Origin of the sequence: Synechococcus sp. H60.1, assembly GCF_047462335.1 — a bacterium.
Classification (GTDB): Bacteria; Cyanobacteriota; Cyanobacteriia; order Thermostichales; family Thermostichaceae; genus Thermostichus.
The window spans coordinates 1-10,990 of record NZ_JANSJA010000011.1 but is presented as its reverse complement, the minus strand read 5'-3'; the positions used below and the strand labels follow the sequence as shown (position 1 = coordinate 10,990).

The 10,990-nt window shown below is 60.7% G+C and carries 8 protein-coding genes; 1 reads left to right on the top strand and 7 read right to left on the bottom strand.

The window, feature by feature from the left end; genetic code table 11:
• Positions 1–89: 89 nt before the first annotated feature.
• The 5 genes from NW852_RS00470 to NW852_RS00450 form a co-directional block, all read right to left on the bottom strand.
• Positions 90–1,796 (bottom strand): ArnT family glycosyltransferase, encoded by a 1,707-nt coding sequence (locus NW852_RS00470; RefSeq protein ID WP_414372435.1) that lies wholly within the window; start codon positions 1,794–1,796, stop codon positions 90–92.
• Between the two features lie 76 nt (positions 1,797–1,872).
• Entirely contained in the window at positions 1,873–3,504 is a 1,632-nt protein-coding gene (locus tag NW852_RS00465; protein ID WP_414372433.1) for a DUF2254 family protein, read from the bottom strand.
• 12 nt (positions 3,505–3,516) lie between these two features.
• A complete protein-coding gene (gene ftsY, locus NW852_RS00460) occupies positions 3,517–4,965 on the bottom strand; it encodes a signal recognition particle-docking protein FtsY (protein WP_414365372.1) in 1,449 nt (482 codons plus the stop codon).
• Positions 4,966–5,064: 99 nt separating this feature from the next.
• A complete protein-coding gene (gene purU / locus NW852_RS00455) occupies positions 5,065–5,913 on the bottom strand; it encodes a formyltetrahydrofolate deformylase (RefSeq protein ID WP_414365374.1) in 849 nt (282 codons plus the stop codon).
• 125 nt (positions 5,914–6,038) lie between these two features.
• On the bottom strand, positions 6,039–6,371 hold the full coding sequence (locus tag NW852_RS00450) for a TatA/E family twin arginine-targeting protein translocase (RefSeq protein WP_414426381.1): 333 nt from the start codon (positions 6,369–6,371) through the stop codon (positions 6,039–6,041).
• Positions 6,372–6,521: 150 nt separating this feature from the next.
• Between NW852_RS00450 and secA the strand changes: the two genes are divergently transcribed.
• Positions 6,522–9,386: a preprotein translocase subunit SecA gene (secA, locus tag NW852_RS00445; RefSeq protein ID WP_414365382.1), complete on the top strand. Its 2,865-nt coding sequence runs from the start codon at positions 6,522–6,524 to the stop codon at positions 9,384–9,386.
• Positions 9,387–9,467: 81 nt separating this feature from the next.
• On the opposite strand, the gene NW852_RS00440 is transcribed toward secA, so the two are convergent.
• Together NW852_RS00440 and NW852_RS00435 are read right to left on the bottom strand one after the other, a co-directional pair.
• A complete protein-coding gene (locus tag NW852_RS00440) occupies positions 9,468–10,226 on the bottom strand; it encodes a PspA/IM30 family protein (protein ID WP_414372426.1) in 759 nt (252 codons plus the stop codon).
• A 37-nt stretch (positions 10,227–10,263) separates the two neighbouring features.
• On the bottom strand, positions 10,264–10,990 hold a 727-nt coding region (locus NW852_RS00435; RefSeq protein ID WP_414426380.1), incomplete at its 5' end, for a polysaccharide deacetylase family protein.

Genomic DNA, 10,990 nt, shown 5'->3' with positions numbered 1-10,990 from the left:
CTTCCCTCCTTATAGGAGAGGGAAGACATCACCACCAACCGGGGCAGGCTCTCAGATAGATCAGCCCCAAAGCCTCGGCGAGGATTTCGCTAGGGAGAAAACCCCCCGGCAGCTCGATCCAGGCGACGCGCCAGTTGCCAGCCCTCCACCTCAGCCAAAGGCTGTAGCCCCAGCTCCTGGAGCGATAGCTGCTGAGCTTGGACAGGGGAGACCCAGAGGTAATCCCCATGTTCCCCTGCCCGTAGGGCCTGGTTATCTACCCATCGCCCGGGGTTAGGGGTGTAGAAGGCGAGGGCCTGGGCTTGACAGACATCCGGCAGGCCGCTGCGGCCAATGTCTACCACGGGAAAATCGGGGTCGGCAGAGCCCAGCATCTGTTTCCAGTCCATCTGAGCGAAGGCGGGATTGAAATTGCCAAAGTCAGGCCGCAGAACAATGCTGACCATGGTGAGGAGGCTGGCAGCTAGGAGCGTACCCACCCAGAGTTCACCAGCATAGTGCAGCACCCGCCGCCAGCTCCAGATTGCCGGCAAGAGCAGATATAACAGACCAATGGCCACCAACGACCAGGCGTGGGGTTGGAGCAGCTCCAATCCCTCGACATCCCGCCTGACGGCCACTCCCAAACCCAAAAGCAGGGTCCCCACCGCCGCCAGCCCCCAGGAGAGCACCTGGGCCAGGTGGGGCCTGTCTCGCAAAGAACCTCGTCCCGCTGTTGCCACCGAGCCGGTGCGGAGCGGAAACGGCAGAGCTTGATCCAGGGCCACCCCTGCCAGGAGAGCCAGCCAGGGATAGAGCTGTACCGTGTAGTAGGGCGTTTTGGTGGGGTAGAGCTGCAAGAGCAAAAGCAACAGCAAGGGGAAAGACCAAACCAGCAGGGTGGATCCCGGCTTTTGCCGCAGCAGCAGCCAGCCTCCTACCAAGGCCAAAACCGTCCAAGGAAAGCCGTGGATCGGGAGGTGCCAAAAGTAGTACCAGCCAGTGGCATCGGCATGGAAGGGTTCTCGCCCCAGATCCCATACCTTCCCCACCAAGGCAGCCAGCACCTTTGCGCCATACACCCCCATAGCCGGCACCAGCCAGAGCCCAAAGATCCCCAGGCCCAGCAACATCCCCAGCCAAAAAGAGCTGGATCCCAGCCAATGCCGCCGCTGCTGCCACAGGTAGGGGATCAAAGCAACCCCCGGCAGCAGGATCATGGCACTCTTCATCAAGAGGCCCAGCCCAAAGGCTACCCCCACCAACCAAAACCAGCGCCGGTGGCCGCGGCTGCCGTTGACTAGGGCCAGGATCCCCAAGAGCTCTAGGCAGGTTAGGGGCACGTCCTGCCCCACCAGCCGTCCCTGCTGCACCCAGAGGTAGCAGAGGGGTAAAACCGCCATGCCCAGCAGGGCTGCCCGGGTTGGCAAAAAGGCCCGCCCAATCCAGCCAATGAGGGGAATAGAAAGCAGAGCCGCTAGGATCCCGGGCAGCCGCGCCGCCCACTCGTTTACGCCGTAGAGGGCAAAGCTAAGGGCCACACTCCAGGTGAGCAGGGGAGGTTTTTCAAAAAAGGGCTCCCCCAGAAAAGTTGGCCCCAGCCAGTTGCCTCCCCGCAGCAGCTCGCGGGCCATCTGGGCATAAAAGCTCTCGTCACAGCCAGCCAAGCTGGGATCCGCCCCCGAAAGCACAAACAGCGGCACTGCCAGGCCCGTGATCCACAGGCTCAGGCCCCAAAAGGACAGCAGGTTTGGGTCGCGGCGAAACTGGACAAAAGAAGTACTGCTTAGACGGTTGGGGTTGCCGGAAGGACGCATGAGACAAGCCCTCTGAAACAGCAGCCAGTGGCGGCTCTAACCAGACTAGACTCCGCGGAAAGAGATCTGGCTTTTTTTAGGGAAGCTCCAGGGATCCAGAGGTACTCTCTAGCCCATCTACCAGTGAGGTCAGTCCCTGGAACCAGCCAAAAAACTGCTCGGCATAGGGTCGCAGGGCGGGCTCCAGGTAGTAGAAGTTCTCCCCCCGGTCGGTAAATTCCCAAAACTCTGCCGCCGTAGAGAGCAGCTCCTGGCGGATAATCTGAAGGCGGGCCAAGGGCTCGTGCTGCATGTCCTGATAGATCAGCCTCGCCCAATCCTCCCGGCCACAACTGAGGAAATAGGCTGCCAAGCGGACTTGGGTTTTGCGGATCCCGCGTAGGGTGGCTTCCTGCTGCTCGCTTTCCGGGTCTTGATCTAGGCGCAACAAGACCTGCAGGATGGCCTCTGTTGTTTCCGCTTGCAGCGCACAGCTCAGTTGGGCCAAAACGCCCAGGTCAAAGCCAAAGGTTTCGCAGAGGAAAAAGAGGCCGGCCTTGTAGGCCACCAGGCTGTAGTAGCGAAAATGGCTGACTATCTGCAAAACCAATGCCGGCTGCCGCTGGCGCAAAGCAGCCTCGGCCAGCAGACGGTACTGCTTGAGCAGGTTGTAGCCGCTGCGGATATCTCGTGCGTTGATGACGGCCCGTAGGTAGGTGTTGAAAAACTTGATTACCCACTCCACAAGCCGAAGCTGTTGGCTTTGCAGAGCCCGGATCCCCAGATCCCGTGTGTGGATAGCTACCAGGGTGCTCACCTGGCGCATGCCATTTAGCCCCTCGGCAAACAGAGCCTGATACTGCCGCAGGATCTTCAGCTCCAGCCAGGATCCCTCCGCCTCGATCTGGCTCAATAGCCACTCATCCACCGAGGCAAAGTCGGGATCCCGCCGCAGCGCGGGGGTGAGGAGAAACCAGGAGCAGGGCAGGTGCGCCTTGTGCTCGGCATAGAATAGCCACAGGGCCTTCAGGCTATCCAAGGCCTCTAGAAGGATAACCCCCTCCTGCTGATGCAGAGCACTGGTGGCGATGGTTTTGATCTCATCTAGAGCCGCCAGGCAGCGCTGCTGGGCTGTCGAGTAAGGCTCTGGCGCAGAGGGGCAGGCCTGCTCGGGGCCCAAAGGTCGTCTGGCAAGTAGGAACTGGGCAGGCCGGGAAGCCAGGGATCTAAGAATCGCCTGCTGTGCCTGCTGTTCGATGCGGCGGACAATCGAAGTTGGCTGCAGGAAGTGAAACACAAAGTGAAAGTAGGGGATCAGTAGCAAAAACGAGGCCGTGCCCAGCAGCAAATTAAGCCCGATCAGCAGTCTTGGATTGTCGCAGAAACCAAGGGCCATCGAGCTCCACAAACTGACCACATTGGCCAGGATGAGAAAAAAGAACAGGTAGAAGTTGACCTTCTCGCGCAAAAATAGCTCGGTGACCTTGGGGGTAAAGCGATCCGCGCTCAACTGCACCACAATGGCCACCACCGAGAGGGTGAAGCCCAGCACCCCCGACAGCACCTGGGCCAAGGTGGCAACAAATTCCTGCAGTGCTCCTGGATCTTGAATTGGCCTGGCTAGAGTCAGCTCCATGCCCGCCTGGAGCCAGTGGGATCCGCCCCAAGCCCACAGCAGTCCAGCCGCCACCACTGCAGCGCTCCAGGGCAGAAGTTGACGGCGACGCATGGCCAGGGGGGTTCAATACTCGCTTAGAAGAGCTTCCACAAACTCATAGCTGGAAAAAGGTCGCAGATCCTCTAGCCCCTCGCCGGCACCAATAAAGCGGATGGGCAAGTGCATCTGCTGGGTAATGGCCAGGGCAATCCCCCCTTTGGCGGTGCTGTCGAGCTTGGTGAGGATGACGCCGGTTAGCTTGGCCACTTCGGCAAACACCTGGGCCTGGCGCAGGCCGTTTTGCCCTTGGGTGGCATCCAAAACTAAGAGGCTTTCCACCTTGGCTTCGGGAGCTTTCTTGTCGATGATGCGGCGGATCTTGGCCAGCTCCTCCATCAGGTTTTTCTTGTTTTGTAGCCGGCCTGCTGTATCCACCAGCAGCAACTCGGTGCCTCTGGCCTTGGCAGCCGTGATGGCATCAAACACCACCGCCGCTGGGTCGGCATTGGGGGACGGGTTGGCAATCACCTCCACCCCGGCGCGTTCCGCCCAGATCTTGAGCTGCTCCACAGCGGCAGCGCGGAAGGTATCGGCGGCAGCAATTAGACACTGGTAGCCAGACTCACGGGCCACATGGGCAATTTTGCCGATGGTGGTGGTCTTGCCCACCCCATTTACGCCTACGATCAGCCAAATGTTGAGCGTGCCCCGCTGCGGTGCAAAGGTGGGATCCCCTACTGTCAGCATCTGCCGCATCTGCTGCTTGAGGTACTTCACCGCCTCCTCTGGGGGCACCACCTCTTCGCGCAGGCGTTTTTGCAGGGCCTGAATGATCTGCTCAGTGGCCTCAACCCCCACATCCGCCTGCAGCAACATTGCCTCAATTTCCTCGACGGCATCCTGGTCGAGAGGGCCGCGGCCCACTAAGGCTTTTAGCTGGTTGATGAGGTTAAGGCGGGTTTTGCCTAGACTTCGCCGCAGCTTTTGCAGCCAGGAGATCTCTTCTACGGAGATCTCTTCGGGTTTGCGCCCTTGGGCCGCCAGGATCTCGGCTGACCAGCGAAAGCCCTCGTCGAAAACCAGCTCTTCCGCCGCCGGCTCTGGGGGCGGGGCGGCCACGGTTGTGGCCACCGGCTCTGGCTCCTCCACAGCAGTGGCTTCTAGGGCCTGCAGGCGCTCGGCAGCACGGGGAGCCAGATCAAAAAAGGAAGGCGCAGCAACCGGCTGGACAGGGGGCGAGGTGGGAGAGACCGCCTCAGTTGCTGCCGCCTCTGGAGCAGAGGGCTGGGCTCCGTCGCTTGCAGGCGATTCTGGCGCTGGGGCGGCTGGGGAGACAACCTCTGCTTGAGTGGCTTGGGCTGCAGCCCGCGCCTTTAGGTTGGCATAGGCAGCCTTGGCAAAGGCCAAGTAGTCCTCTGGCGACATGGCTGCCGGCTCTGGCGCTGGGGGGGCCGCCAACTCAGGGTTTTGGGAGGAGGATTCTGCTCCACCCTTGGAGTCGGTGTAGCGACGGCGAAACCAATCGAAGGCCATAATCCCACCTCTACTCTTGTTTTCCAGTTTGGCAGAGCAGTTCTCTTTCTGGAGCGCCGCCCTGCTGAGGAAGGGATCCCTTGGAACGGCGCGGCTCCCCTAAGCGAACACCACCGTCTTGTTGTGGTAGACCAGCACGCGATTTTCCAGGTGATAGCGCACGGCCCGGGCCAGGACTAGGCGCTCCATGTCGCGGCCCTTGCGAATGAGGTCGGCTACTGTGTCGCGGTGACTCACCCGCACCACGTCCTGCTCGATGATTGGCCCCTCGTCCAGCTCCTCGGTGGCGTAGTGGGCAGTGGCGCCGATGATCTTGACGCCCCGCTGGTGGGCGCGCTGGTAGGGGTTGGCACCGGCAAAAGCAGGCAGGGTGGAGTGGTGAATGTTGATCACCGGCGGCGCCTGGCGGAGCAGCCACCCACTTAAGACCTGCATGTATTTGGCCAACACCACCAAGTCAATGCGATACTCCTGGAGCAAGGCAAGCTGGCGGGCCTCTGCCTCGGCCTTGTTCTCCGGAGAAACGGGGATGTGATAGTAGTCGATGCCGAAGGAGCGAGCCAGCGGCTCCAAGTCGGGGTGGTTGCTGATGATCAAAGGGATCTCCGCCGGCAGCTCCCCAGCCCTCTGGCGCCAGATCAGATCCAACAGACAGTGGGGCTGCTTGCTGGCCCACACGGCAATGTGCCGGCGGGTGTCAGAAAAATGCAGCTCCCAGTTGGCCTGGATGCCACGGGCAATGCCGGAGAAAGCGGGGACGATCTCCGACCGTTCCAGCCGAAAGCCCTCCAAATCCCACTCGATGCGGCTCAGGAACAGCCCTGCCTCGAGATCCGTGTGGTGGTCGGCGTGAAGAATGTTGCCGTCGTAGCTGTAGATGAAGTTGGAGAGCTTGGCTACCAGCCCTTTTTGATCCGGACAAGAGACCAACAAAGTGGCCGTGGGCATAAAGTCAGCCCTTCTACCCTAGGATTTGAACCAAGAGCAAGCGGGACAGCAGCCTCCATCCCTGGAGCGAGGTATGGCTGCCCCTGTCCAAAAAGGCAGGGGATCTCCAGGCCGAAGCGAGGAAGCTAGGCAGCATCTGCTGTCGGTGGGTTGTTGTCCGCAGGGGCCCCAGGCTCTGCCGCAGCTACGGGTTTTGCAGCTGCCTCGGCGGTGGCGACGGGGTTGGTTTTGGGTGAAGCTGCAACTGCTGTCTGGGGAGCAGAGGCGCGGGCAGCTTTTTCCAGCTCCTGGGTCTCCTGACTTAACTGCGCCTCAAACTCCCTAGCAGCATCCTGTAGGCTGCGCAAGGTTTTAGCTAAGGCACGACCCACCTCTGGCAGCTTGCGCGGCCCAAACACCAAGAGGGCCACTGCAAAGATAACGAGCATTTCTGGCAGCCCAATGCCCAAGAAATTCATAAGCCGTAGGATCCCTTTGCTTCCCTAGCCTGACATCTTCTTGCCCTTGGCCGCAAGCACCTCCCTCCTGCCAAAGCTCTAGCCGCCCAAGACAATGGGAGGGGAATGATAAAATTGCGCTATACCCGTTCTATTGGCCTAGGCTCGCTCATGCTCCAAGCCCTCCAGAAACTCTTCGGGGATCCCAACGATCGCAAGATCCGACAGTACCTCCCTGTCGTCAAGCTGATTAACTCGCTGGAGATTGAGATCGCCTCCCTTTCCGATGCGGAGCTCAGGGCCAAGACCACCGAGTTTCGCCAGCGCTTGGATAGAGGGGAGTCCCTCGACGATCTCCTGCCCGAGGCGTTTGCGGTGGTGCGGGAAGCGGCCAAGCGGGTTCTCAACTTGCGCCACTACGATGTGCAGCTCATTGGTGGGATGGTGCTGCACGAAGGGCAGATTGCCGAGATGAAAACCGGCGAAGGGAAAACCCTGGTTGCCACCCTGCCTGCCTACTTAAACGGCTTAACCGGGAAAGGGGTTCACATCGTTACTGTCAACGGCTACTTGGCCCGGCGGGACTCGGAGTGGATGGGGCAGGTGCACCGCTTCCTGGGCCTAACGGTTGGCCTGGTGCAAGAGGGTATGTCCAGCGACGAGAAGCGGCGCAGCTACCACTGCGACATTACCTACTGCACCAACAGCGAGTTGGGCTTTGACTACCTGCGGGACAACATGGCCACCGACATCAAAGAGGTGATGCAGCGGCCCTTTAACTACTGCATCATCGACGAGGTGGACTCCATCCTCATCGACGAGGCCCGCACTCCCCTGATCATCTCCGGCCAGATGGCCCGTCCCTCCGAAAAGTACCTCAAGGCGGCCCAGGTGGCGCGGGAGCTGATCCGGGACGAGCACTACGAAGTGGATGAAAAAGCCCGCAACGTCATCCTCACCGACGAAGGTTTTGAAGCCGCCGAGCGGTTGCTAGGGGTCTCCGACTTGTTCGATCCCAAGGATCCCTGGGCGCATTTTGTCTTTAATGCGGTGAAGGCCAAGGAGCTCTTCATCCGGGATGTCCACTACATCGTCCGCAACCAAGAGGTGGTGATTGTAGACGAGTTCACTGGGCGGGTGCTCCCTGGTCGCCGCTGGTCAGACGGGCTGCACCAGGCGGTGGAGGCCAAGGAGGGGGTGCCGATTCAAAACGAGAGCCAAACCCTGGCCACCATCACCTACCAAAACCTCTTCCTGCTATACCCTAAGCTCTCCGGCATGACAGGCACCGCCCGCACCGAGGAAGCCGAGTTCAGCAAAACCTACAACCTAGAAGTCACGGTGATCCCCACCAACCGGCCCATTCGCCGAAAAGACGCCCCCGACTTGGTGTACAAGACCGAAAACGCCAAGTGGAAAGCGGTCGCCGAGGAAATTGCCCACATGCACGCCCAGGGGCGCCCTGTTTTGGTGGGAACCACCAGCGTGGAGAAATCCGAACGCCTCTCGGCCATGCTCAAGGAAATGGGGATCCCGCACAACCTCCTCAACGCCAAGCCGGAGAACGTGGAGCGGGAAGCGGAGATCATCGCCCAGGCGGGGCGCAAAGGTGCTGTAACCATTGCTACCAACATGGCCGGGCGCGGCACGGACATTATCTTGGGCGGCAATGCCGAGTACATGGCCCGCCTCAAGCTGCGGGAACGGCTGATGCCCAAGCTGGTGCAACTGGACGCCGACAACCCGCTGGGATCCGTTCCCATGGTAGGACGGGGCGGTGGGCAAGGGTTTGGCGGAACCTCGCCCAAGCCGAAAAAATCCTGGACGGTGGTCTCTCCCAACTTTTACCCCTGTGAGCTGTCACCCCGCACTAGCCAGGCTCTAGACGAGGTGGTGGCGGCGGCGGTGGCCAAGTATGGGTTGAACCGCCTGCCGGAGCTGGTGGTGGAAGATCTCATCGCGGTGGCCTCGGAGAAGGCGCCAGTGCAGGATCCGCTGATTTTGCAACTGCGGGAGGTCTACAACAGCATCAAGGCCGAGTACGAAAAGGTAACCGAGGCCGAGCACGAGGAAGTGGTGCGGCTGGGCGGCCTGCACGTGATCGGCACGGAGCGCCACGAGTCCCGTCGCATCGACAACCAGTTGCGGGGCCGCGCCGGACGGCAAGGGGATCCCGGCTCCTCGCGGTTTTTCCTCAGCCTGGAAGATAACCTGCTCAAGATCTTCGGCGGCGAGCGGGTGGCCAAGCTGATGGATATGTTCCGGGTGGATGAGGACATGCCCATCGAGCACCCGCTGCTTTCCAGTAGCCTGGAGAACGCCCAGCGCAAGGTGGAAGTGTATTACTTCGACCTGCGCAAACAGGTGTTTGAGTACGACGAGGTGATGAACAACCAGCGGCGGGCCATCTACTCGGAGCGGCGGCGCATCCTGGAAGGGGAGAACCTCAAACCCAAGATCCTGGACTACGTGCGCAAGACCGTCGAAGAGATCGTGCGGGCTCACGTCAACCCGGAGCTGCCGCCGGAAGAGTGGGAAATCGATAAGCTGACCGCCAAGATGCAGGAGTTCATCCCCCTGCTCAAAGAGAATCTCAAGGCCGACGACTTGCGGGATCTCTCCTACGAACAGATCTTGAACCACCTGATCAAGCAGGCAGAGCTAGCCTACGAGGCCAAAGAAGCTTTCTTGGATACGTTTGAGCCTGGCCTGATGCGCAAGGCGGAGCGCTTCTTCCTGTTGCAACAGGTAGACACCCTCTGGCGGGAGCACCTACAGCAGATGGAGGCGCTGCGGGAAGCGGTGGGCCTGCGCGGCTATGGCCAACGGGATCCCCTCATCGAGTACAAGAACGAGGGCTATGAGCTGTTCCTGGAGATGATGGACAACATCCGCCGCAACACGGTGTACAACTTGTTTGTCTTCACGCCCCAGATCGTGCAAGTGCCACAGGTGGCACAAGCTGTGCCGGCGCAGGCAGTGGCTGCCAGCCCCGAGACCGGCGGGGTGGTGGAAGCCGATTTCGCCGAGGACTAAGTTGACCCTCTCCCCCGGGAACGACACCCCAGCGAAGGAAAAGACCCGACAAGGCGGGGCAATAGCCAGAAGGGATCCCCACTATTGGGGAAGCCGCTTCTCGAAATCCAGATCCGGCAAGGGGAGATTGGCGGAGCTGCCCCCCTGGCCAGTGAGCATGGCCAGCCGGCGAGAGACTTCGTCGTCCATGGCCATTTCATCCAGTTGGGCGGCAAGTTGCTCGCTGCGATCCTCGGAGAGCTCGCTCATGGCGCGGGTCTTGAGCTGGCGAGCTTGGATGGCATTTTTGGCCGCCTCGAATTGGGACTTGGCCGAGTCGATGTTGTAGGCGTTGTTGACGCGAGTCATCTGCTCAAGAGCTTGGTTTACCTCGTTGATGTCTTTGAGGTTGCTCAGCTCGCTCTTGTAGGCCGCCAGCCGCTCTTTTTCCCGGGCCAGCTTTTGCTTGGCAGCGGTAACGTAGCGCTCCGCTGTTTCCACGTTCTCTTTGAGCGGGCCGAGAACCGCCTCAATGCGCAGCGCTTCCGCCATGGCCAGGCGGGCGGCCTCTTGATCCCCTCGCTGCATGGCCAGGCGAGCCTTATTCTCCAGCGCTTGGTACTCCCGCACCTTTTGCATGTACTTTTGCTCGGCCCGCTGGTAGGCAGCTACCTGGGTGGCGACGGCTTCGGTCAGACGCTGCACGGTCTCTTGCATGGCCCGTAGCGATTCTTCTGCTACCTTCACCGCCCCTGTGCCACCCTTGTCCACAGGGATCCCCCACAGCCAGTTCCAAGTACCGACGATAACGCTGCCGGCCCGCTGCCCAAAAATGCCGTAGATGATCTTGCGCACGCCCATAGCTTGCCCCCTGCTCGATAGCTGACTCCTACTGTATTCAATCTTTTCCGCAACTGGGAAGGTTTCCAGGATCCGGCAGGCTGACAAAGTCAAACCCCTCCTCTCTCAAGGCCGGGATCAAGTGGCGCGTCACCTTGGCTACTTGAGATCCTCCCTGGGCGCCATCGTGGAGCACAATTAGAGAGCCAGGCCGCACCTGGGCCAGCACCCGCTCTACTACCAGGGCAACCGGTGGTTCCAGCCAATCTTCGGGCACCACGCTCCACATCACCGGAAAAAATCCCCAGCGGCGCAGATCCACCAGCGTTTGCGGCCAAAACAGTCCGTTAGGGGGACGCACAGCCCGATATTCTTCTGGGATCCCGCCGCAGGCAGCCACCAGGGCGGCTTGGCTGCGCCGCAATCTGTTGTGCAATTCGCTGCGGCTGAGCTGGGTAAAGGAGTGATGCTGCCAGCCGTGCAGACCAATCCCGTGGCCCTGTTGGCGGATTTGCCAGGCCAGGTGGGGCCAGCGCTGCACCCGTTCCCCCAACACAAAGAAGGTGGCCGGCACCTGAAACTCCTGTAAAACCTGCAACAGAGCTGGCGTGTGCTGCGGGTGGGGGCCGTCGTCAAAGGTAAGGGCCACTTGCCGTCTAGAGGGATCCGCCGGCAGCTCCCAGAGAGCCTCCGGGAAAAGAGTTTTCAGGCCCTGGTGCAGGAGGGGGTAGAGGGCGGAGGGGAGTATCTGCTGAGGCGAAAAGAGCATGGACCGGGATCCCGTC

Bases quoted from the DNA above. Each gene is read 5' to 3' on its own strand.
- NW852_RS00465 (WP_414372433.1), bottom strand. From the start codon at position 3,504: ATGCGTCGCCGTCAACTTCTGCCCTGGAGCGCTGCAGTGGTGGCGGCT.
- ftsY (WP_414365372.1), bottom strand. From the start codon at position 4,965: ATGGCCTTCGATTGGTTTCGCCGTCGCTACACCGACTCCAAGGGTGGA.
- purU (WP_414365374.1), bottom strand. From the start codon at position 5,913: ATGCCCACGGCCACTTTGTTGGTCTCTTGTCCGGATCAAAAAGGGCTG.
- NW852_RS00450 (WP_414426381.1), bottom strand. From the start codon at position 6,371: ATGAATTTCTTGGGCATTGGGCTGCCAGAAATGCTCGTTATCTTTGCA.
- NW852_RS00440 (WP_414372426.1), bottom strand. From the start codon at position 10,226: ATGGGCGTGCGCAAGATCATCTACGGCATTTTTGGGCAGCGGGCCGGC.
- NW852_RS00470 (WP_414372435.1), bottom strand. From the start codon at position 1,796: ATGCGTCCTTCCGGCAACCCCAACCGTCTAAGCAGTACTTCTTTTGTC.
- secA (WP_414365382.1), top strand. From the start codon at position 6,522: ATGCTCCAAGCCCTCCAGAAACTCTTCGGGGATCCCAACGATCGCAAG.